This is a genomic window from Stenotrophomonas sp. 220_Sma (genome assembly GCF_056487375.1).
This window is the reverse complement of record NZ_CM151348.1, coordinates 243,715-263,576: the sequence shown is the minus strand read 5'-3', so window position 1 is coordinate 263,576 and position 19,862 is coordinate 243,715. Positions and strand designations below refer to the sequence as shown.

Below are 19,862 nucleotides of genomic sequence, written 5' to 3'. Positions count from 1 at the left end.
GTTCAGAGTCCCAATACTTGGCGGATCGCCGCAGAGTTGCGGTTGATCTTGTTGATGACGGTGGTGTCGCTGCCCGGATCGTCCAGGTACTGGTCGAGCAGGTCCGGCGACACCTGGTTGATCACTCGCAAGCCCAACTGCGCGGCAGTGCTCGGCGGCGCCGAAGCTGCGCTGGTGAACACGGGGGACCGTTGCAGCATGGGCATCGATGCCACATGCCCTCCGTCGGCATAGCCGCGCCAACGATCGATTGCCGCCATACCGACCTGGTTGAAGGCCGACAGGAATGCCAGCGCACCGGGCTGGCGCACCACCTCCTGTCGGTGGACGAACTCACCGGCGTGAACAAAGCCCGCCAGTTGGTACTTGCCACCCGGTCCGGTGAAGCCGCCGCTGGAGTAGCCGGCCGCGCTGGAAACGGCCATTGCCGCAGCAGCAGCCTGCATCTGACGGGCCGCCTGGGAAATCGCCTGCGCGCCGACAATGAGTCCCACGCTGGACGAACCAAGGGTGGTGGCCGAGGTCTCCAGTTTGGAGGCACCCACACTGACGATCGCGCCCGCGGCCGCAGTAGCTGCCGCAGCCTTGGCCATGTCCTGCGCGCCGTCACCACCGCCATTCCCTTTGTCGCCGGCGAAGAGCCCCATCAACTTCATGGTCGCGGCCTGCGCCAACTGCGCGGCCGCGAATTCGGCAATGCCTTGGGCGATGCTGAGGAAGAAGTTCCGCACCGACTCGGATAGCGAATCGGTTTGCATGATCAGCGAGGTGAACAGGTTCGAGAACGATCCTTCAAGCGTGTTACGGATGGACTGTTGGAGCAGGTTTGTGGTCGCCTCCATCTCCTGCAGCTTGAGTTTGATCTGCTCTACGTTTGCCACGGCAGCAGGATCACCCAGCGCCTGAGCTGCGGCCTCCATTTGGGGAACCAGCTCACGGAGGGCACCTGACTGCTGACGGTAGAGATCGACCACGCGCTGCTGCGCGCCCGCCTGAGTGATCAGGCCAGCCTGCAGCTCCAGCTGAATCCGCTGCTGCTCCAGTGCAATCCCGCCAATTACCCTGTCGTAGGCCTCCTGCAGATTCTTGAGGTCAGTACTGGCCTTGCTCAGATCCATCAGTTTGGAAATGTCGGCGGCATCCGCTGCTCGGCCCGCAGCCTCCAGCTCTTCCTTCAGCTTCGTCAGCTCGCGCGTGGTCTTGGCCAGCTCTGCGTCGGGACCACGTCCTTGCAAGGCTGCAATGCGATCACGGATGTCCAGCATCTTGCGGTCGGCTTCGACCCGGAGGTTGGCCAGATCCAGCTTCTTGGCTTCGTCCAGCAGGTCCTGCTTGGTCTTCGCCGAAGCGTTCTGGAAATTCCCCTCGGCAATGGCCGCCTGGATGCGGGACGTTTCGGTCGCCTTCTTGCGGGTCTCATCCAGCGTTCCGACCAGATCGATCTGCTGCTTGAGCCGCTCCAGCTCCCGCTGTGCGGCGGCCTCATCTTTCTGGCTCTCGGTCTTGGGCGTCTTTCGAGTGCGCTCTTTGAACTTCTCCTGCAGCTGGGCGACCCGCTTGTCATAGGCGCCGCCGCTGACGCTGCCATCGTCGCCGAAGCTGACACCCTTGAGGAGGTCGCTTCCTGGATTGGCCTTGCGCAACTCGCGGAACTGCTTGGCAACCTCTTCGGTTGCCTTCTTCAGCTTCTCGGCCTTGCTGGCACCCTCTTCGAGACCTGAAGCGATCGCCTTGGCGGCTTCGACGCCGGCATCTTGGACCCGCTGGGCCTGGCCGGTGCTCTCGGCGGCATTGACGTCACGATCGTAGGCGGCCCGCGCCTTGCGGAGCCGGTCGATCTGCTTGATCTGCTGGTCGTAGTAGTAGCCGATGGCTGGGGCATTACCGTTCTTCAACGCCTGCTGCAGTTGCTCGGTCGTACCACGCATCGCCGCAGTTTCTGCCCGGAGCATCGCTTCGGAGTCGGTGCGACCGATGTCCTTCAGTCCTTGCCAGACGCGCTTAAGCGTACGAGCAACGGCATCCCACGCCTGCTCCAGATATCCGGCCCGCGACTCCATTTCTCTGACACGCTGGTCGCTGACATTGGCGATGGCCTCCAGCGCTGTCTTGGCGGCGTCGGTCGCCTTGCCCTGGTCCTCCAGTGCCCGAACCTGTTCGTACACCGCTGCGGTGAGGAAGTGGTACTGCTCGTTGAGCTTGGCCAGCGTGGCCGAAGGCGCCTTGGAGACCTCGACCACCTTGGCGGTGGTGCCCTCAATCGACTCGCCCGTCAATTTGGCCAGGTTGACTGCGACGCTGATCGCTGTAGACAGGGTGTTGGCGGTCAGCTTCCCGCTGGCCGCAAGTTGCTGCGCAGCTGCCGTTGCATCGGAGTATTCGCCAGTGACCGCACCGACAGCATTCGCCTGGGCATAGAGCTGACCACTGGACACGCCAAGTGAATGGCCTGTCGAGATCACAGCGGCGTCGAAGGCTCGCAGCTGCTTGTAGCCCTGCAGCGCGGCAAAGCCAACAACACCCAGTCCGGCGGCCACACCGCCCAGGACGACCACCGCGGGATTGAGCGCACTGGTGAGCGCGCGCGCGGCGGGGACCACACCGCCGAAGGAATCCTTCAGCTGGCCACCCTGCTGGATGGCCACCATCCAGATCGGCATGCCGCTGACGATGCTGGTGGTGATATCGGTGATCTGCGCCGGCAGTTGGCGCATGGCCATCTGGTACTGGCCGGCCGAGATCGCCCCGGCGCCCAGGCTGCGGCTGGTCGCTTCGGCAACCTTGACGGCGTTGCGTTGGACATTGATGCCCGCGAGGGCACGGTTGTACTGCTCGCGGCTGATGCGGCCGGCATCCACCGCCACCTTGAGCTCCTGCTCGTCCCGCTCCAGCTTCTGCAGCTTTACCGATGCACTGTCATAGCGCCCCAGGGCGCCCTCAACAGCACGCTGGCGCTGTTGCTCCGACCGAGCCAGGCCTGCTTCCTGCTTATCCAGCGCCTTGAGCGCGCTGTTGTAGTCCTCGGTGGTAATCAGGCCGCGCGCCATCACCCGATCAAGCATCGCCTCGGTGTCGGCCAGATCGGACATGCTCGCCGCGCCGCGCTCCAGACGTGCATCGAGCTCGGAGATGAGGCGGATCTCATCGGCCACTGTTTTCTGCACCGCCGCGCCGGACGTTCGGACGCGATCTGCGGCGGTGGCCACATCCGCCGACATGGCCTTGGCTGATTCTCCTGCCGTGGCCATGCCCGCCGCGCCGGCGGCCGCCTTCCGGCCAGCATCCTCCATTTGGCTGCCCGAGGCGGCACTGCTGCGGGCGGCCCGATCCAAGGCATCAGCGGCCTTCTTCGCCTCTTTCGTGACGTCGCCCAGGCCGACGCCGGCATCCTGGCCGGCGCCCTTGACCGAGGCGAGCCCCTTCTGGACCACTGGCAGCGCCTGGCGCACCTGCTCGATGTCCAGGGCGATACGCATCGCCAGTTCGAGGTTGCGCGAGGAAGCCATTGTTATTTCAGATCCTTCAGCAAGGTGGTCATCGAATTACCGCCGGCATACGCAGCGTTGACGTCGGTAATGCGTTCCCGCCGTGCCCGCCGCTGCTGAGCCTGGACGTGCTCCCAGGCGAGGGATATCTGGCGCTTGGTCATGCGACCGATATCGCCAAAGCTGTGGCCGTAACCAGCGTTGATCAGGTCGGTGAAGACGCGTCCGTAGCCGACGGGACTGCCTTTTGACTGACGGCGTTTCGGAGCAGGCGGCGGAGAAAAAAACTGCTATTGGCCTGCCACCACAACAGCAGCATCTGTTCACCGTCGGATTCGTTGAGCGTCTCCAGCCACGCTTCCTGCTCCCGCACCTCGGCTGCGTGATCCTTGGCATCAGCCGGCGGCGCTGCGATCGAACATGCCAGTAGATGCCGGATCAGGTCCGGGTGGGACATAAGTGCATCCATCACCTGCAGCATGGAAGGCGGATCGGTGCCTTCGAACATCGGCTGCAGATCCCCAACCAGTGGTGCGGCGGTCTGCAGGATGCGAGCGGCCTCAAAGAAGCCGTATTCGCGCACTGTGATGGTCTTTCCGCCGAGCTGCCCCTGCTGCTGGCCGGCCAGCACGTCCAGCTCACCGGCTACGGCCCCCGGATCCTTAGAGCCGGATCCGGAGGGCTGTTGACCGACATTGCCGATCACCTTGGCCATCAGGCTGCATCCACCAGCAGGGCACGGGCGTACAGGCCGAAGCGCGGATCTGCCTGGCGGACCGGGTCGATCTTGGCCTCGCCGGTGAGCGCAATCTCACCGAAGGTGTCGTTGATCAGCGACAGCGTCTCCGAGGCCGGGAAGGTGACGCGGTGCACCTCGCCGCGGAAGCGCATCGTGGTGCCGTCAACGCTGTTGACGCCGTCGAAGAGCACGTAGTACTCGGACTTGGTGCTTTCGAAGACCTTCACCAGGCTGTGCGCAGCGTACTCGTACGTCTTGGCCACCACCGCCGTCTTAGCGGTGAGGAAGGTGATGATGCCGGTGGTCAGGTTGACGGTGTAGTCGGTGTCCAGCACCAGCGGTGCGGCCGGGGTGCCCCCTTCCAGTGCCAGCGCGCTGATCGCCGCATACTCCAATGCGACCACGTCACCCGGCTTGACCGTACCAATGGCCTCGTTTGCCGCTGAGCCGGCAGCCAGCTCCATGCGGGTGCCGTCCGTGGCCAGCGCCAGGTGATCGGTGTTGAGCTGGCCCAGGGTCAGATTGACGCCGAGGTTGCGCTCGGTGGTCATGGTAGCGCCGACGCCGCGCACACCCGACCAGCTTTCCTTCTTGGTTTCACGGGAGCTGGACATGGTCAGCTCCAGGACGCTGGCATCGTACGCCCAGCGCGCCGGCGCGCGGCTGCCGTCGGCATTGCGCAGGCCCAGGTACACGCGCCCCTGCAGGGAGAAATATTCGGTCTCGGACATGGCTTACTTCGCCTCCTGGGCGCTGGCAGTGGTCGGCTGGCCACTGGCCTTGCGCGACGTGTTGGGGAAAAAATCAGCCTCGGGGGCGTCGATGAAGCCGCGTTCGACTGCCCAAGGCACCAGGTCGGCGGGAACCTCGACTGTTTCGCCGACGGCAATGGGCTTGCGCGACAGCGTCAGGCCCGGCTTCTTGATCGTGTATTTCTGGGTGGTCATCGGGGGATCTCAGGTTGAAGAAGGGCCTGGGTCTTCCATACGTCGACCCACAGGGCGGTAGCGGCGTCGTAGTCCTCGAGGTTGCCCTCGATGAGCTGGCAGGCACGGCCACCGGCAATGGGCGGCGTCCAGCCCAGCAGTGGTTGGCGAACCTTGCCCAGCAGGATCCGGAGCTCATCGATCACCTGGGCGCCGCGCTGTTCGCGGTAATTGCGGCACACGGTCACCACCGCGAAGTTCACTTCGACCAACTGCGCCAGGCGCGTCTGCTGCCCGGGAAACGAAGCGCCGGTCTTGGTCTCCAGCGGCATCTCGCGGGCCAGCAGCACGTAGCAGCACGGTGCAGGGAAGTCGCGCAGCGCCTGGACTGCGGCATAGTCGGCGCTGCCCTGCACCTGACGCAGTTCCTTGTCGCTGACGCCCTGGCGGATGCGATCGCGCACCAAGCCAATGTCGAAGGGCTGCGTGCTCACCGGCCGTAGTCCTGCAGGGTGCCGTGGCTGAACTCCCGCGGCGGTGCGCAGACCTCGGGGGCGCCGCCACTGGGCGCAGGCAGCGGGTCATCGGCACCGAGGCTGAACTTGCCATCGCGCACCAGCTCCAGAAAGCGCAGTGCTTCCTTGTAGTCGCGCACCACCGGATCGGTCCGCTCCTCGGTGTTGACCCGGTCCTTATGCAGCAGGTAGCGCGCAATCCATCGCGCCCAGGTGGACACGATGCCCGGTACCGGCGCCGGCAGTGGCACCGGATAGGGTTTGGGTTTGCGCATGACCAGGTAGCCGTTGATCACGCCGTCGGCGTCGTCCAAGGCGCGCTGCACGTGCGCGGCCGCCTCATCGGCGACCGCCACGTCGGCCGGGTCGAAGGCACTGCGATCGCTGCCGAGCAGCGTGGCATCCATCAGCGCATCGTCCACGACCGGATAGCGCTCCGGTGTGGCCACCTGCGCCAGTTCCTGGGCGAGCTTGGCCGCCGACAGCAGTGCGAGCGTGCAGTAGGACATGACGGCCAGTTACTCCAGCTCTTCCGGAGTGGCCGGTTCGTCACCGAGGACGCCAGCATCCTGGTAGTCCTCGGCCTCGTCCCAGGTCATCTCGATCCATGCCGGCGGCTTGATGACCACGCCGTTGTGCTTGAACGGACTGAGTACTTCGAAGCACCAGGTGCTCGGCGCATCATCGTCACCAGCTGTGGCGGTAGCAGGCGCAGCAGCATCGAGAGACGCAGCATCAGGCGCAGACGCTTCCGCTCCGTTGCCGTCGTCCTGATCAGCCGCTGCCTGATCGCCCTGTGGCTGGTCCACTGCGGCTCCATTGGCTGCGGAGACGGCCGACGAGGCGGACTCTGGTTCGCCGCGGCCTTCCTCCGGCACCGAACCGTCCTTTGCCGGCGACGCATCGGCCGCCTTCTCTTCCGCGACCTCCGGCGCATCGGCCGGCTTGTCGTCCTGGACGGTCTTGGGTGCGCTGGGCAGTGCGGTGCGGGGCTTGGCCACGACGGGATCTCCGAATAGGTGTGGTGCCGTGCTCTCCGGCTGTCACGCATGGTTCTCCGTGCTCCGCACAGCCAGGCCCGCGTTCGCCTGGTGCTGCCGCTCGCTGGGTTGTACGGATGAGCGGCAGCCAATCCGGCGACGTCCTGTCGCCGGCTGCGTATTACAGGCCGGCGCCCTGAATCAGGTAGCCGGCAGCCATACCGGCCAGAACCGGGGTGGCGTCGTTGCTGACGCCGTAGATCCAGCTCTTGGCATTCGCATCCCAGTACGGAAGCTCGACCAGCGGCATGCCTTCGATGCGATAGCCATAGCCATAGCTGGGCTCCTCCACGTTGGCGTTCACGTCCGCACCAGGGCTGACGTAAGCCAAGACAGCCGAAGTACCCCAGACGTCACCGAAGGCACCGTTGTCGTCGGCCACCACACCACCACCGACCACGATGTTGTCGATCTCGAAGATCTGCTTGAGCAGGTCCAGGGTGACCTTGCGCACGCCTGTGTTAGCCGAGCGATCGATCAGCTTCGGATGCTGCTTGAGCTGCTTGAACGACTTGGCAGACAGCAGCATGGTGTTGGGATACAAGCCGATGCTGTCACGCACCGCTTCCTTGCCGGTTTCGACATCCTGCGCCGGGTTTGAGGCGGCGTTGGACCACACGTTGTTGCCAGCCAGTGTCACCTTGTGATCGTTGTCGTAGTTGCTGGCGGAGGTGGCGATCTTGGCGCTGTCCACCTCGTACTCCAGCAGCAGCGAGCGCAGCGCGGTGTTGACAGCTCGCGTGCCCAAGTTGATGCCAGGCACCTGGCTGGCGTCCTTCATGTGCTCGCGTGGCACAAGGGCTTCCAGTGCACTCGGGATGATCGAGTAGGGCTTGCCCTGGTAGCCAAAGCGGATCCGCTTGGTGTTCGAGCCAGGGGCACGCTTGGAGTTGTAGATCTTGAAGGATTCCTTGCCGAACTCGATCACCTGGCCGCCATAGGCGGCGACATCGGCGAAGGGGAACAGCGCGGTGGCCACGAGCTGCGCCTGGCGATAGCCACGGGCGTGCTCGGAAAGGATCGGGTCAACGACGCGAACCTGGCCGGGGGTCATCTGTGCGGACATGTAAATCTCCTGCGGCGCTTGCCGGTCAGTTCGGGATGAGGATCACTTCGAGCACGTCGCCGTCGGCGGCGGCCTTGGCGCCAGGTGCCGCGCGGGCGACGACCTTGCCCGCGTCAGCCGTGACGGCTTTGCCGTCGACGCCGACCTCAAGGGCAGCGCCCGCAGCAATGGCGGCACCTGCGGTCACCTGGGTCGTGCCCAAGACGTCAACCGGAGCCAGTTGTCCGATCGCCGCATCGGAGCGCGTGACGCCGTAGGCGTTGCCGCCGGCAGCTGCTACGCCGCCCGCCGGGGAGACGAAACGGTTGTTGGTAAGGGCTGCCGTGGCCAGCACGGACAGCGTAAGCAGAGCGATGTTCTGGGACATGGTGGGCTCCTGGATAGATGAGTCAGCCGCCGACCGCGGCGACTGCAGCTGCCCAAGACGTGCCAGGGTGCTGCTGCTGATAGGCCTTGGCCTTGTTGAAGAGATCCGCGCGGCCTGCATCCACATGCACTCCCGCAGGCGCTGCGAAGTTCGCGGCTGCGTTCGGCGCGTCGCCAGCGGACTTCTCGCTGAAGTCCACCGCCTTGGGCAGGCTGGTCAGCAGCTCGCGCAGCACCGACTCCGCCGGTTTGGTCACCGTCGTTTCGCCCTCGGCAAAGTTGAGCGGTTCCTTGCCATTGGGCTGGGCCAGCAGCAGCTCCACCACCGCCGGCTGCTGACGGGGCAGCAGCTTGCCTTCCTTCACCAGGCCTTCGGCGAACGCCACTGCATCTTCGCGTCGCGCGGCCTGCTCACGGGCGGCGAGGGCCTTCTCGCGAGCGTCCAGGGTGGAAGCCTGCTGGTCGAGCTGCTGCTGGCGCTGTGCGTGCTCGGCGTTGTTCTGCTGGGACATGGGGTCGATCTCCGATTTGACCTGTTCACGAGTGGGAGGCGTTGCCTGGACGGGCGCAGGCGCACCGAGGGCGCTGCGCGGGAACTGGGTGAGCAATGGCGATGCGAAGAGGGCCGACGCGCGCGAGTTGTCGTCATCGCGTGTGCTGCTCTCGATGCCGCGGATCTGCCAGTCCGGAATGACCTGGTCGGCTGTCTCCAGACCCTGGGTATCGATCAGCCAGTCGCGGAAGCGGCGGAACAGATCCGTCAGCGTCCAGCCCAGCGGGGCCAGCGACATGGCAAAGCACGCAGCGTCATCGCCTTCGGCGAAGGAGGCCGACTTGAGCCCCTTTACTGCCGGCGGCTGCGCACCCAGGAAGCCGATGTGGCGCAGGTAGTACTTGCCCGGCGTCGGGTTCCCCGGCGAATCGGGCATGAAGATGGAGGCGCTGATCTTCTTGAAGCGGCCGTTGTTGACCAGCTCCGCGAAGGCAGGATCTACCTCGTGCGGTTCGGCCATCAGGAGGCCGTCCTTGGCCTGAAGCACTTTGCTCCAGCCATAGGCCGGGTCGTCGGTTTTGGGATGGCCCACCACAATGGGCGCTTCGTGCAGCGCCGGATCGTAGCTGTCGGCGATCTGCTGCACATCCGCCTCGCTGAAGGTCAGCGTGCGGCCGTCTTCGGCAACGTGCGTGCCGGCTTTGAAGATCTGCAGGGTGGCGGCGGGCTGGTTCATGCCGCCAGTTTTCCCGCGCCAGAGGTCGCTGTCTTTGAAACTGGTTTCCAACTTTCGAGGGCGGCAGCGGACTGGCTCATGCCCTCCTTTTTCCCGCAGTACCGTCTCACGTCTTGGGACGGTGCATTGCAGAGAATTTCAACCGCAGATGCACGATGCGCGTGCGGTGATCGTCCTGCGTGGAAACAAGTGCCAGTATCGGCCGCACAGGTGTGTCAGACACCAAGCCGGTGTGGGTGACGCCCGAGTGTGGCGGCGCGCCTGTAGCGGCGCGCAGAGCGCCGCTTATGCGTGAGCTACTCGAAGGCGCCGCTCACGTGATCCTGGGCGATATCCAGCAGCTCCTTCTCATCTTCGCGACTTACACCCAGCCACGGGCGAGCGGCGATGGTGTTCGTGTACGCAGGCATTGTGACCGAGCGCTTGAAGCGCGCGTTCCTACGACTGGCTTTGACGAACCGGCTGCCGCCCTTACCCGTCTTCAGGTGGATATTGGCCGGACGCGCGGCGTGTTGGATGGTGCCGCCGAATTGGTGGATGGCGCCATAGGGTGCATTGGTACCGACCAGGACGGCGTCGTTCCCATCCGTTTGCCATGAGGCCATATCACCGAGCATGTGGAAATCGAACTTCAGAATCGGCACGCCGGGGCGCTTCTTCTGTTTCCAGCGTTTGTAGCTTGGCTCCAGTGCACGCCATCGCTGTCCGGTCGGATCACGCTCCTTCTTGGCTCGCTCGCGTGTCGACCTCAGCAGGTACTCGCCCCAGTCTCTCAGGATCAGTTGCCGTGCTTCGCCCTCCAGCTGGCGCAGCGCATCAGCCAGCGCAGGTGTTGCCGAATCCAGGGTGACTTCGAGCTGCGCCATCAGAGTGCTCCCTCCAGCAGCTGCAGCGTGCCATCGGCGACGCTGCGCTTGAGATCAGAAGGCATCAGCATCTGCAGCTGGGGCTGGATGGTGCTGACGCCCGTTTCCGAGATGGCCACGTCGACCACCATGAAGGCCGGGCGCCCCACCGCAAGGACATACCGCAGGTGGCCTGCGGCCACGTCCAATAGGATGGCCACCGCATCGAGCAGGCGGATAGGCAGCTCGGCTGCGGCGATGGCGACCGCGCCAGGCCGAGTGATGGGGAGCTGCTCAGCCAACACTGCAAAGGCCGCCGTCGCTGGTCGAACGGCAGCGCGCTGCAGCTGCGACACCAGACCGGGAGACAGTGCGCCGGCCAGGTAGCGAGCAGCGTGCGCGGCATCAGCGTCAATGCTGGCCAGCCAGCTGGCGTAGCCGGCCTGCAGGGCGTCCCTGGCACGCGGCCGCGCCAAGGCCCGGGCGGCACTGGCGGCAGCGGGCGCCGCTGGCAGCCGCGCGCCCGTCTCCAGTGCACTCTGCAGAGCGGAGGTCAGTTGGCCTGTCAGCGAGGGCGGTGTGACCGGACCACCACGCCCGCCGGGCCAGTGGTCCGCCGTTGCTCCAGGCGCGTAGCCGAAGCCAGGATCGACGCCTGCCGGCGTCAGCACCGTGCGCGGTCCACCGGGACTGCGCTGCCCGACCGTCACCGACTGCATCACAACCTCAGGGGCCGTGTCGGGGCCGTCCTTGCCCAAGCGGCGCAGATCGCGTTCGTTGAGCGCATCGACGTAGCACTGGCAGCCCCAGCCGTTGGCCGGATAGTGATAGCGCCACCAGGGATCATCATGGCGCAGCACCATGCCATTCCAGGACACGTGCAGTGGCCGGGGGTGTTCGACGGCATCGTTGTGGTTGTAGCGCCAGAACGGCCGTACCTTGATCAGCTGCTGCAGCTGGGCCCAGCGCCCGGCGTTGTAGCTCTGACGCAGGTTGGTTTCGTAGATCACCCGCGAGCGCCAGTTCCGGCCGCCGTTGTAATCCCAGCCATGCGTGGCCACGATGCGGTCGAAGTCTTCGCGGAACTGCTCCAGCGTGCGGCCTTCGGCGATGACACGGTCGATGGACTGCCGGAAGTCGGCCAGCAGTGCGTCACGGTTGGCACCGGCCACCATGAAGCTGGTGTCGTGCTGGGCGTCCCACACGTCCAGGTAGCTCTCGGTGAGCACGTTCTTCTTGCGACGGAAGAACTCGATTTGCTCCTGGAACGGCAGTTGAGCGTAGGCAACCCCAGCCATTGATCAGCCTCCTGCGCCCTGGACGTCGCTGCGGCCGGCCAGCGTCGCTGCCGTCATCGCATCGGCCATCACCGAGGCGTAGTCGTCCAGGGTCATGTTCGGATGTAGCTCGAACAGCCGGTCGCGCAGTTCCTCCAGCGAATCGACCTCATCGACCAGCTGGCGGATCTGCTCCACCCAACCAGCACCGAGGGGCGACAGTCGCCGATCAAGCTGCTGGCCCAGGCCGATGGCAGGATCAGGTGCCTTCGGGGTGCTGTCGGCAAAGGCCGCCGGATAGTGCCGGCGCAGCAGGCTACCCACCGTACCGCCGGCATCAGCGAACTGCGGCCCATCGATCGCTGTCGGTACCGCAGGTGGCTCCGGCAGCGCCTGGACAGGCTCGTAGTTGTCCCCATAGGTCTGGTCCATGTAGACCTGCTTGGGCTTGTAGCCCAGGTCGAGGATCTTCTTGTCGCGACTGGCAGTGGCGTCCAGATCCTCCGGCTCTTCCGTGACGCGGTAGACCCGTGGGATGGCTGCGCCGGGGAAGTTCCATTCGGTGAGCCAGCGCGCCGGCCCCTTGTTGAAGGACTCACACACCAGGTCTGCATCGGAGGTGATGATGTCGCGGCGCACTTCCCGCTGCAGCTGGTCGTTGCCCAGCTTGCCGGGTGTGCCCTGGGTGCTGGCGGTCTGGCCCAGCACCACCTTCTGGATGGTGGCATCCATATAGTCCTGCAGGGCCTTGTAGTCGGCCGTGCCACTGCGCCCGGCCTCCAGCAGCGCCAGCTCCATGCCCTTGGGCATGATGATGCCGCTGTCGGTCTGGATCGCGCGGGTGGCCTGCAGCAGCTTGGACTTCTCCGGATCGGTCGCCTCACTGTCGTACTTGCCCACTGCGGTGGGCATGCCGAACTTCTCCAGGAAGATCAGCCAGAACTTGAGCCCGTTGCGCTTGAACAGCACCGGCCAGTACAGCCAGTGCGCCAGCCCCAGGCCGTAGGGCTCATCGTCGTGATCGGCACCGGAGCAGAAGTTCCAGAAGTACGGCGCGAGTGCCGGGACGCCCTCCGTCATCTGGGTCTGGGTGAGCAGGCGCAGGTCGCCTTCCTTGCCGTAGCGGAAGCGTCGGCGATTGCGGACCTTGATCGCCTCCAGGCCGATGCGGGTGCCGTCGACCTTGTACAGGATCTCGGCCACGCCGTAGCCGTAGAACACGCCAAACAGCATCTTGCGGGTGACGTTGTCCCACCCGATCCCGTGCAGCTGCTCCTGCAGATACTCTGCCGCCTGGCGGTCGATGCGCTTCTCGCCACCGGGCTCCACCTGCCATTCGCAGGCCACCACCGAGTCCTGGCGCGATCCGAAGGTGGTTTTCACCTCCGGATCGGACAGCACCTGCTCGTAGATCTGCAGGTCATAGCCGCCCCGATTGCGCAGCACGCTATCAAAGGGCAGCAGCAGCGGCCCGGTGTAGCCACGGGTGATGTCGATGCCATCGGCGGTGGTGGCAATCTCGCGGCCGATCTCTGGGCGGGCGATGGTCATGCGAATCCTCCAAAATCATTGCCGCCGCTGACCGTGCCGAAGGCATCATCGGTCACGACGGTGGCCACGCCGTCGGCTCGGCCGTCGCCGATGTAGGCGCGAGCGCCGGCCGCCTGGAACTCGATGGGTACCGAGGTGACGTGGTTGAGCGCGGCAAACTGCATCAGGGCGCCTGCGATCGCGCCGTCGCCGTGGCGCACCAGTTCCGGATCCTGCAGGTCCTTGCGCTCCAGGCGCGGCACCATCGGAATGCCATCAACGTACTCCACGGCCCGATGGTCATCCTCCAGCGATGCGTCCCTGGGCACGGTGATGAATCCGTCCTCGAACAACGCGATGTACTTGGGCATCCATTCGCTGTACCAGGGGCGCGACAGGGTGACCTCGTGGATTGGGCCACCGCTGTAGCGGCCCGTCTCGGCATCGAGCTCGGCACGGCCGTAACGGTCGCCTGTGTACTCCATCAGAGTCTGGCCCGGCCCGGTGGCGTCGCCAGCGAACGACCAGCGGCCGCGGAAGCCCTCATTCAGCGCGTCCAGAAACGCCCACAGGATCTGCTCCTGCTGGCGGGTGGGCGCGTTGGCCATCTCGATCAGGAACGGCACATCCCGGCGCAGATCCTGACTGACCTTGGCCGGCTTGATGACCGAGAAGTGGCGGTGGCGCGCAAAGTCCATGCCGACCGCCCAGCGCCCAGTGAACCCGGCCACCGCAGCACGCAGCACCGGCAGCAGCGTGGTGGCGATCCAGACCGAGCACCAGATCTCGCGTTCCTTCTCCGAGCGCTTGGGGAAGTCGTCATCGAAGACCAAGCGCAGCACAGGGCGGACCTCGGACATGGCCCGATCGATCCAGACTGAGGGGATGGCCGAGCCATCTCCGTCGCGCGGGATGACATCCAGCTCCTCGCGCATGGCGGCCTTGCGCGGGCCATAGGCCGAGCGGATGGCGGTGTACCACTCCTTCTTGCCCTCGGCGGTGGCCACCTTGCCACGCATGGCGCAGACCCGCTCGTACAGGCCGTTGGACACGGCATCATCGAAGCTGATGCGGATCACCCCGGCCTTCTTGCCGTAGCGACCGGCCTGGACGTCCTGCACCAGCTGGTTGAACGGATTCTTCTTGCCGCGGTGTGTGGACCACACGCGGATCCGGCCACCCCAGATCAGCAGCGCGGTGGCTGATTCGAGCACCTTGGCCACGTCCTTGTGCAGCGCCGCTTCGTCCAGGTCGACCACGCCCTGCAGGCCGTGGATGTTCTCCGGGCGCGAGGACAGTGCCGTGATACGGAAACCACTGGCGAAGCGAACCCGGAAGGCCTGGATCTGCCGGCTGGTGCCGTCAGGCTGCTGGTCCTGGAAGATGTGCTGCTCGATACGCGAGGCTTGGCCTTGGGCAATGATCGGCGCGAACTTGGCCACATAGCCAATGAACTCCAGACCCTTTTCCTTGGTGTCGGCCATGTACCACACGTTGTCGCCGCCGGCGTCCTTGGCAGAAGCGGCGGTGATGGTGTCGCTCAGCGCCTGGGCGAAGGTGATGCCAGTGCGGCGCCCCTTCTCGCAGACCGCGATATCCAGCCCTTCCTGCATCCGGATCCATTCGGACTGATGAGCCATCAGCACACCGGCCTTGCTCGGATCGAAGTTGGTCGAGATCGAGCGCACGCTCTCAGGCAGCTCATCCCAGTCCAGGACGCGCTCGGTATCCGGCAGGGGACCCAGTGCACTCACTTAGCCGACTCCATGCAGCACCTTGTTGCGCCAGAACTCCACGCCCTCGGCGTCCAGGCCCTTGGCTCGCGCAGCCTCCTCGACCCGGCTGGCCGCGTCGACGAGCGCCTTCTGACGGATCTCGCCGGCCCACTTCTCGCGCACGATGGAAGAGCGGGTCAGCTCGGCAATGGCCTTGGCCGCCTTGCTGTACAGAGCAATACGGTCGGCGGGGGAGATGCTTTCATCGTCCTGGTCGGCGGCCTCCTGGAACTGCAGCAGCGCCTCGAACAGATCGGTCTGCAGCAGGCCCAACAGCGCGCTGCCGCGCTCGGCGGCATTGTCGGGCGCCTGCTCAGCAACCAGCTTCATGGCTTCGGTGCTGGCACTGATCGAAGCCAAGCGGCGCTTGAGCCGCTTGGCGCGTTCGTTGACGGTGGTCTTGCTGATCTCGTAGCCCTGTTCGCCCAGCCATTCGGACAGCGAGATGCTGCCACCGAAGGCGTTGGCAACCAGGCGCCGATCCAGCTCGTCACGCACATCGGCCGGCAACAAGTCGATCTTGCTCACGGGAGGCATGGGGTCACCAGTACTTCGGCGGGCGGGCGATCCCCGGACCGCAGTCGATGCTGTACTCGACGATGTCCACACCGTGGCGGGTCAGCTCCGCCGACCACGGCCCCGACGGGGATTTGGTGATGTCGATCAGGCGACGGGTGTCCAGGTAGTCCAGTTCCCGGCGAACCTCCAGCGCGGTGGCATCCGGGTACATGTCCTGGGCCGCGCCGGCCAGGACGGCTTCACCGATCGGATAGGGGCGTGAGCGATCCAGCACCAGCAACATCAGCCAGCGCAGCTGCTCCCTGCGCAGCTTGCCCAAATCCGGGCCTTGATTTCCGTGACTCACGGCGTGTTCCCCTTGCTTTGCATGTTCGTGATCTTCGAAGCCACTGCATCAAGCTTTGCCTCGATAACGCTCTGTCCGCGGGCATAGTCCTCGCGGCGGACGTAATCCTTCGCAACTTCCAGGCGGAAGTCGGTGAGGTGACTCTCAACCTCGCGCCAGCGCTTGCTGTCGTTGATCAGAATCGCCAGCTGCTGATCAGTGCGTTGTTGCAGCTGGTTGACCAGCCAGCGGCCGCCGGCGATCAGGCCGCCAAGCAGCGTGATGCCGATGCCTGCGAACCACACCAGGTAGAGCGGTTGCACTTCAACGATCATGGGTTGGTCTCGACGGGTAGGCGCTGTCCGGTGAGGACGCCGATGACGCGCTGGCAGGAGCGGACGTGGTCTTCAGCTTCGGTGACGATTTGAAGAGCAGTGCCTGCAACCTCTGGACGTAGTTGGGCGCTCGCATCACGTTCGACGGCGCCAGAGACGGCTTGGGACAGGCGGGCGGTGTGACAGGTGGCGAGGTCGTCGCGCAGCTGGAGATTGCCAGCGCGCAGGTCAGCCACAACAGCAGCAGGGATGGACGCGGACGCCTCCCGATCATCTTCATGTTGGTCTCCGATCTGGGCCATTTCCCTGGCCTGGGTATGCTCGGTGTCGCGAGCATTGCGCTCGCTTTCCAGTTGCGATTGAAGCGTGGTCACGCGCTGCTGCGCCCCTGGCATCACGGGCTTGGGCGTCCAGCGCATTGCCGCGATAGAGAAGTGCTGCGGCAATGGCGACCAGCAGGAGCACCAGCAGCAGGGCGACCGTTGCGGTCAGGGTGCGGACCATCAGTACCGGCCCTCGCACATCGCGCGCTCAGCGGTGCGGCGGCGCTCCAATCCCTTATAGGACTTGCCGCCGGCATTGGCCCAGTTGCTCAGCTGGGCACATGCGAGGTCCCAGCGGCCTTGATTGGCGTAGACACGGATCCGCGGCTGCTGACCGTTGCGCAGCGTGCACAGGCCGTCCTTGACGCCAGCACCACCCGGACCGACGTTGAAGGCGAACGACGTCAGCGCGGCCGCCTGGTAGTCCGTCATCGGCACCTTGATGCAACTCTGCACGGTGTTCCAGGCGACGCCGAGGTCCGACTGGAGCAGACGCTCGCATTCGGCGCGGGCGTAGGTGCGCTGTTCTACCTTGGCCGTATGGCCGTAGCAGACCGTCAGCTTCCCGACGACATCACGATAGGGCTGGGCCGAGTAGCCCTCGAAGGGCTGCACCAACCCGAGCAGCAACGCCAGCATGGTTGCCAGCATTCCGCCCGCGATGGGCAGTGCCTTGTTACCGGGTTGCTCTGCTGCCATGCGCCATCTCCAGGGAAAGATGGCCGACGGGCAGACGAGGATGCCCGCCGGCCAGGTGCGCCATGCGCACACCAAACCGATGGGCAGAGTTTCAGTCTTTGACTGATCGTCGTCTTTGAAACTGGTTTCGAGGAATCTCACGCGCGCGCGTGGGACTGTGCAGATCCCTTCGCGACGTGCGTAGCTGCAGAAGACTATTCGCCCTTGGGCTTATGCGCTTCCCACCAACTGTTGACAGAGGCAGCGGGCGGTGTTTCCGGTTTGGAAGGTTGATAACCAGGATTTACAGCGGAAGGTGCGATCGCCGCAGGACCCGGGGCTTCTACCCTGGGAATTTCAACGTCTCCACATCGCTTGGCGGCAAAAGCCCCCTGAAGCTGAGCTCGCCTTTCCACTGACGTCCTCTTTGCTTCATTCCGTTCGATCACATTTCCGATCCCAAAGTCACCCAAAAAGCTGGCAATGGACATGCCGCTGAACTTTGCTTGCTGCTCGACCTGCCTATCAAAGGCATCCACCTTGGATAGTTCAATTCGGATCTGCTCACAAGAATAGTTCAGCGTCTCGTAGCTCGTTACCGGCTGCAGACGCCCATAACGCTTGGTGGCACACCCACTCAAGGCCGCTGCCATCAGCACGCTGGCGATGACGAACTCTACTCGCTTCATTACTCCCCCTTGCTTGAGACCTGTCATTAGCGCGCTCTTCGTAGCACTTAATGCCTATGTGATTGGTCGCTTTCGTATCCCCCGGGCCACGCCGTCCTCAACGTCTTGAGTCAGCAGAGCCATCAACAGACGTGACGCCGCCGCTCGACCGGCATCGGAAAGTGCCCAAAACGTGTCAATCACTTCGTTGAACTGCGCAATCTGCTCCTCCTCCATTCCAGGCCTAGCAACGCTCCTTTGCCCGGTCAGCACGTAAAGGGGATCCAAACCGTTCTCGGACCAGCCAGCAAGCTGGGCTGCCGTTGGCGATGTTGCTCCCTTTTCCCAATCGATGACGGTGCGCTTCGACGCCCCAACTACTTCCCCAAAGGCGGTCTGACTCAGACCGAGGCGAATTCGCTCCTCACGGAGCCGAAAGCCAAGAGTGCGAATTAATTCACCCATAAGTGTTGACATGTGCAGATTTCTGCACCAGTCTTATCCCGTCCGGTTTAAACAACACCGCAAGGATACGACATGGCTCAGCACCTGCCGCCCGGCCGCGACTTGATGAACAAGGTTCGCGCCGGCATGACCCTCCAGAACACCACTGTCAGCGCTTGGTGCCGCAAGAACGGCATCAATCCCAGCGCGGCCCGCCAAGCCATCTACGGCACTTGGGCTGGGCCGAAGGGCAAGGCTCTGCGCGCCACTCTGCTCAGGGCAGCAGGCGTGAAGGACGTCGCATGAACGCCCCCGGCCGCCCCCTGGACGAGGTGCCCACCCGCGAACTGGAGCTACTGCTCGCCTCAGCCCGCGACCAGTACGCCACCGCCGTGAACAACTGGCAGCGCGCCGTCGAGTCAGACGCGCCTCTGGCCAACACCCTGCCGCTGGCCGGCGCCGTCGACGCAGCCGACCGCCGCGCCGTCCGGATACTGAAGGAACTGGCGCGCCGCCAGCAGGACGCTGCGGCATGAGTGAGCAAAGCATCTTCGCCCGCCTACTGTTCGCCCTGGCCGGGCACAGCCGCACCGGCCTGCGCCTGAAACCGATCGCCGACGGCATCGGCGAATCCCCCAGCACCACGCTGCGCAACCTGCAGCGCCTGGCCGAAGACGGCCTGGTCGAACGCTCTCCCTTCGACCAGGACAACTGGCGCCTATCCCCCCGAATCGTCCAGATCGCCTTGGCTCATCAAGCAGAGGTGGCCCGTGAAGAGCGCCAGCTGGACGACTTCAAGAACCGCTACAGCCGTAGCCCCAACTGATGACGAGGACCGAAATGGCAGAGAAGCAACCCAACAAGCGCGGCGCCAAGCCGCTCGCCCAGGCCGAGCCAGTTGTCCAGGATCTGGACGCGGAAAAGCTGGCCGAGCGCAGCCAGGAGCTGGTTACCCTCGGTGAGCACCAGAGCGAGGTGGTGGATCAGTTCGGTGACGGCCTGCCGTGGCACCCGGACCACTACGAGAACGCCATCCGCAGCGAGCTTCGCCGCGGCTGCGAAGCCTTCCTTCGCGCCGGCCGCTACTTGATCGTGGCGCGCGAATGCGCCGCGCATGGCGAATGGGACGGCATGCTGGAACGTCTGGGCATTGAAGGATCTCAAGCACGCCGGATGATGGAGGCGTCCAAGCGCGTAGCCGCGCTGCCAAATCGTGCGACGTCGCACGATTTGATTGCAGCCGCCAAGTCCGGAAGCAAGATCATCGAACTGCTCTCTCTTCCCGAGGAGCAGTTCGCGGAACTGGCAGAGAAGGGTGCGACGGATGGCCTCTCGCTGGACGATGTCGAATCCATGACGGTACGCGAACTCCGGGCAGCCATCCGCGAAGCCCGTGCCGATGCCGACGCAAAGGATCAGCGCATCAACAAGTTGAGCGACGATCTCAACAAGGCGGAGGAGAAGACAGCAAAAGCGCAGCGGAAGTGGAAGAAGGCCACCCCCGACGAGCAGTCCCAGGAACTGCTGACCCAGCTGGAGCTGGCCGCCTCCCAGGTGCGCCTTGCCATCGCCAGCGGCAGTGAAGAAGCCGGCTTCAGCGGCGCGGTGATCACGCTGATGCAGCACGCCGAGCAACACGACCTCAACGTTGATGAGCAGGTGGCCGGGATCATCGCCAGCCTGATCAACGACCTGCGCCTTGTCCGCGACCACCAGGAGGTGGGCGTCACGGTGATCCATGACCGTCGCCTGGCCGACTGGAAGCGGGAGGGCTGAC

General features: G+C 64.7%; 26 protein-coding genes. 4 read left to right on the top strand and 22 right to left on the bottom strand.

Translation table 11 applies throughout. The features are described 5' to 3' along the window. Positions 1-2: 2 nt before the first annotated feature. From ACZLIB_RS01260 to ACZLIB_RS01155, 22 genes are all read right to left on the bottom strand, one after another. The gene (locus ACZLIB_RS01260; protein WP_049399126.1) at positions 3-3,506 is read right to left on the bottom strand and encodes a phage tail length tape measure family protein; all 3,504 of its coding nucleotides are present in this window, start codon (positions 3,504-3,506) and stop codon (positions 3-5) included. A 2-nt stretch (positions 3,507-3,508) separates the two neighbouring features. Continuing rightward, positions 3,509-3,649, bottom strand: coding sequence for a hypothetical protein (locus ACZLIB_RS01255; RefSeq protein ID WP_008266411.1), 141 nt, complete (start codon positions 3,647-3,649; stop codon positions 3,509-3,511). Positions 3,650-3,690: 41 nt separating this feature from the next. Next, positions 3,691-4,200, bottom strand: a complete 510-nt coding sequence (locus ACZLIB_RS01250) for a DUF6631 family protein (protein WP_040006693.1) — start codon at positions 4,198-4,200, stop codon at positions 3,691-3,693. Beyond that, the gene (locus ACZLIB_RS01245) at positions 4,200-4,955 is read right to left on the bottom strand and encodes a phage tail tube protein (protein WP_008268825.1); all 756 of its coding nucleotides are present in this window, start codon (positions 4,953-4,955) and stop codon (positions 4,200-4,202) included. The genes ACZLIB_RS01250 and ACZLIB_RS01245 overlap by 1 nt, the downstream gene beginning before the upstream one ends. Before the next feature lie 3 nt (positions 4,956-4,958). Beyond that, on the bottom strand, positions 4,959-5,171 hold the full coding sequence (locus tag ACZLIB_RS01240) for a hypothetical protein (RefSeq protein ID WP_008265068.1): 213 nt from the start codon (positions 5,169-5,171) through the stop codon (positions 4,959-4,961). Further along, on the bottom strand, positions 5,168-5,644 hold the full coding sequence (locus ACZLIB_RS01235) for a phage tail terminator protein (protein ID WP_040006690.1): 477 nt from the start codon (positions 5,642-5,644) through the stop codon (positions 5,168-5,170). The genes ACZLIB_RS01240 and ACZLIB_RS01235 overlap by 4 nt, the downstream gene beginning before the upstream one ends. Beyond that, positions 5,641-6,174 carry a gp436 family protein gene (locus ACZLIB_RS01230; protein ID WP_008268301.1) on the bottom strand — a complete coding sequence of 178 codons (534 nt, stop codon included), beginning with the start codon at positions 6,172-6,174 and terminating at the stop codon, positions 5,641-5,643. Before ACZLIB_RS01230 ends, ACZLIB_RS01235 begins: the two co-directional genes overlap by 4 nt. Positions 6,175-6,183: 9 nt before the next feature. After that, positions 6,184-6,666 carry a hypothetical protein gene (locus tag ACZLIB_RS01225; protein ID WP_008268824.1) on the bottom strand — a complete coding sequence of 161 codons (483 nt, stop codon included), beginning with the start codon at positions 6,664-6,666 and terminating at the stop codon, positions 6,184-6,186. Positions 6,667-6,826: 160 nt separating this feature from the next. Further along, positions 6,827-7,771 (bottom strand): major capsid protein, encoded by a 945-nt coding sequence (locus ACZLIB_RS01220; RefSeq protein WP_008266322.1) that lies wholly within the window; start codon positions 7,769-7,771, stop codon positions 6,827-6,829. A gap of 25 nt (positions 7,772-7,796) precedes the next feature. After that, positions 7,797-8,138, bottom strand: coding sequence for a capsid cement protein (locus tag ACZLIB_RS01215; protein ID WP_049399127.1), 342 nt, complete (start codon positions 8,136-8,138; stop codon positions 7,797-7,799). Between the two features lie 22 nt (positions 8,139-8,160). After that, positions 8,161-9,366 (bottom strand): hypothetical protein, encoded by a 1,206-nt coding sequence (locus ACZLIB_RS01210; protein ID WP_040009211.1) that lies wholly within the window; start codon positions 9,364-9,366, stop codon positions 8,161-8,163. A 296-nt stretch (positions 9,367-9,662) separates the two neighbouring features. Then, entirely contained in the window at positions 9,663-10,232 is a 570-nt protein-coding gene (locus ACZLIB_RS01205; RefSeq protein ID WP_008268056.1) for a phage virion morphogenesis protein, read from the bottom strand. Then, positions 10,232-11,509, bottom strand: a complete 1,278-nt coding sequence (locus ACZLIB_RS01200; protein ID WP_478468953.1) for a phage head morphogenesis protein — start codon at positions 11,507-11,509, stop codon at positions 10,232-10,234. The genes ACZLIB_RS01205 and ACZLIB_RS01200 overlap by 1 nt, the downstream gene beginning before the upstream one ends. 3 nt (positions 11,510-11,512) lie before the next feature. After that, on the bottom strand, positions 11,513-13,039 hold the full coding sequence (locus tag ACZLIB_RS01195) for a DUF935 domain-containing protein (protein ID WP_008267274.1): 1,527 nt from the start codon (positions 13,037-13,039) through the stop codon (positions 11,513-11,515). Beyond that, positions 13,036-14,772, bottom strand: a complete 1,737-nt coding sequence (locus ACZLIB_RS01190) for a hypothetical protein (protein WP_008267234.1) — start codon at positions 14,770-14,772, stop codon at positions 13,036-13,038. The genes ACZLIB_RS01195 and ACZLIB_RS01190 overlap by 4 nt, the downstream gene beginning before the upstream one ends. Further along, entirely contained in the window at positions 14,773-15,321 is a 549-nt protein-coding gene (locus tag ACZLIB_RS01185) for a DUF3486 family protein (protein ID WP_050413323.1), read from the bottom strand. Positions 15,322-15,334: 13 nt separating this feature from the next. Continuing rightward, complete coding sequence (locus ACZLIB_RS01180) at positions 15,335-15,658, bottom strand: hypothetical protein (protein ID WP_024957611.1); 324 nt, start codon at positions 15,656-15,658, stop codon at positions 15,335-15,337. Next, a complete protein-coding gene (locus ACZLIB_RS01175) occupies positions 15,655-15,972 on the bottom strand; it encodes a hypothetical protein (RefSeq protein WP_008265891.1) in 318 nt (105 codons plus the stop codon). The genes ACZLIB_RS01180 and ACZLIB_RS01175 overlap by 4 nt, the downstream gene beginning before the upstream one ends. Beyond that, complete coding sequence (locus ACZLIB_RS01170) at positions 15,969-16,346, bottom strand: lysis system i-spanin subunit Rz (protein ID WP_478468952.1); 378 nt, start codon at positions 16,344-16,346, stop codon at positions 15,969-15,971. The genes ACZLIB_RS01175 and ACZLIB_RS01170 overlap by 4 nt, the downstream gene beginning before the upstream one ends. A 129-nt stretch (positions 16,347-16,475) precedes the next feature. After that, a complete protein-coding gene (locus ACZLIB_RS01165; RefSeq protein ID WP_152907180.1) occupies positions 16,476-17,135 on the bottom strand; it encodes a lysozyme in 660 nt (219 codons plus the stop codon). Between the two features lie 53 nt (positions 17,136-17,188). Beyond that, the gene (locus tag ACZLIB_RS01160; protein WP_232281353.1) at positions 17,189-17,662 is read right to left on the bottom strand and encodes a hypothetical protein; all 474 of its coding nucleotides are present in this window, start codon (positions 17,660-17,662) and stop codon (positions 17,189-17,191) included. A gap of 54 nt (positions 17,663-17,716) precedes the next feature. Then, positions 17,717-18,118 carry a helix-turn-helix domain-containing protein gene (locus ACZLIB_RS01155; RefSeq protein WP_080355185.1) on the bottom strand — a complete coding sequence of 134 codons (402 nt, stop codon included), beginning with the start codon at positions 18,116-18,118 and terminating at the stop codon, positions 17,717-17,719. A gap of 60 nt (positions 18,119-18,178) precedes the next feature. On the opposite strand from ACZLIB_RS01155, the gene ACZLIB_RS01150 reads away from it, so the two are divergent. The 4 genes from ACZLIB_RS01150 to ACZLIB_RS01135 are packed head-to-tail and all read left to right on the top strand — an operon-like array spanning position 18,179 to position 19,861. Next, the gene (locus ACZLIB_RS01150) at positions 18,179-18,391 is read left to right on the top strand and encodes a helix-turn-helix domain-containing protein (protein WP_008265835.1); all 213 of its coding nucleotides are present in this window, start codon (positions 18,179-18,181) and stop codon (positions 18,389-18,391) included. Continuing rightward, positions 18,388-18,621 carry a hypothetical protein gene (locus tag ACZLIB_RS01145; RefSeq protein ID WP_040006683.1) on the top strand — a complete coding sequence of 78 codons (234 nt, stop codon included), beginning with the start codon at positions 18,388-18,390 and terminating at the stop codon, positions 18,619-18,621. Before ACZLIB_RS01150 ends, ACZLIB_RS01145 begins: the two co-directional genes overlap by 4 nt. Beyond that, positions 18,618-18,911 (top strand): helix-turn-helix domain-containing protein, encoded by a 294-nt coding sequence (locus ACZLIB_RS01140; RefSeq protein ID WP_008267142.1) that lies wholly within the window; start codon positions 18,618-18,620, stop codon positions 18,909-18,911. Before ACZLIB_RS01145 ends, ACZLIB_RS01140 begins: the two co-directional genes overlap by 4 nt. A gap of 14 nt (positions 18,912-18,925) precedes the next feature. Beyond that, a complete protein-coding gene (locus ACZLIB_RS01135; protein ID WP_008266072.1) occupies positions 18,926-19,861 on the top strand; it encodes a hypothetical protein in 936 nt (311 codons plus the stop codon). Position 19,862 lies beyond the last annotated feature (1 nt).

What these genes read in the sequence shown, in the direction of transcription:
- ACZLIB_RS01260 (WP_049399126.1), bottom strand. Translation starts at nt 3,506, where the DNA reads ATGGCTTCCTCGCGCAACCTCGAACTGGCGATGCGTATCGCCCTGGAC.
- ACZLIB_RS01255 (WP_008266411.1), bottom strand. Translation starts at nt 3,649, where the DNA reads ATGACCAAGCGCCAGATATCCCTCGCCTGGGAGCACGTCCAGGCTCAG.
- ACZLIB_RS01250 (WP_040006693.1), bottom strand. Translation starts at nt 4,200, where the DNA reads ATGGCCAAGGTGATCGGCAATGTCGGTCAACAGCCCTCCGGATCCGGC.
- ACZLIB_RS01245 (WP_008268825.1), bottom strand. Translation starts at nt 4,955, where the DNA reads ATGTCCGAGACCGAATATTTCTCCCTGCAGGGGCGCGTGTACCTGGGC.
- ACZLIB_RS01240 (WP_008265068.1), bottom strand. Translation starts at nt 5,171, where the DNA reads ATGACCACCCAGAAATACACGATCAAGAAGCCGGGCCTGACGCTGTCG.
- ACZLIB_RS01230 (WP_008268301.1), bottom strand. Translation starts at nt 6,174, where the DNA reads ATGTCCTACTGCACGCTCGCACTGCTGTCGGCGGCCAAGCTCGCCCAG.
- ACZLIB_RS01220 (WP_008266322.1), bottom strand. Translation starts at nt 7,771, where the DNA reads ATGTCCGCACAGATGACCCCCGGCCAGGTTCGCGTCGTTGACCCGATC.
- ACZLIB_RS01215 (WP_049399127.1), bottom strand. Translation starts at nt 8,138, where the DNA reads ATGTCCCAGAACATCGCTCTGCTTACGCTGTCCGTGCTGGCCACGGCA.
- ACZLIB_RS01210 (WP_040009211.1), bottom strand. Translation starts at nt 9,366, where the DNA reads ATGAACCAGCCCGCCGCCACCCTGCAGATCTTCAAAGCCGGCACGCAC.
- ACZLIB_RS01205 (WP_008268056.1), bottom strand. Translation starts at nt 10,232, where the DNA reads ATGGCGCAGCTCGAAGTCACCCTGGATTCGGCAACACCTGCGCTGGCT.
- ACZLIB_RS01200 (WP_478468953.1), bottom strand. Translation starts at nt 11,509, where the DNA reads ATGGCTGGGGTTGCCTACGCTCAACTGCCGTTCCAGGAGCAAATCGAG.
- ACZLIB_RS01195 (WP_008267274.1), bottom strand. Translation starts at nt 13,039, where the DNA reads ATGACCATCGCCCGCCCAGAGATCGGCCGCGAGATTGCCACCACCGCC.
- ACZLIB_RS01175 (WP_008265891.1), bottom strand. Translation starts at nt 15,972, where the DNA reads ATGATCGTTGAAGTGCAACCGCTCTACCTGGTGTGGTTCGCAGGCATC.
- ACZLIB_RS01160 (WP_232281353.1), bottom strand. Translation starts at nt 17,662, where the DNA reads ATGAAGCGAGTAGAGTTCGTCATCGCCAGCGTGCTGATGGCAGCGGCC.
- ACZLIB_RS01155 (WP_080355185.1), bottom strand. Translation starts at nt 18,118, where the DNA reads ATGTCAACACTTATGGGTGAATTAATTCGCACTCTTGGCTTTCGGCTC.
- ACZLIB_RS01150 (WP_008265835.1), top strand. Translation starts at nt 18,179, where the DNA reads ATGGCTCAGCACCTGCCGCCCGGCCGCGACTTGATGAACAAGGTTCGC.
- ACZLIB_RS01145 (WP_040006683.1), top strand. Translation starts at nt 18,388, where the DNA reads ATGAACGCCCCCGGCCGCCCCCTGGACGAGGTGCCCACCCGCGAACTG.
- ACZLIB_RS01140 (WP_008267142.1), top strand. Translation starts at nt 18,618, where the DNA reads ATGAGTGAGCAAAGCATCTTCGCCCGCCTACTGTTCGCCCTGGCCGGG.
- ACZLIB_RS01135 (WP_008266072.1), top strand. Translation starts at nt 18,926, where the DNA reads ATGGCAGAGAAGCAACCCAACAAGCGCGGCGCCAAGCCGCTCGCCCAG.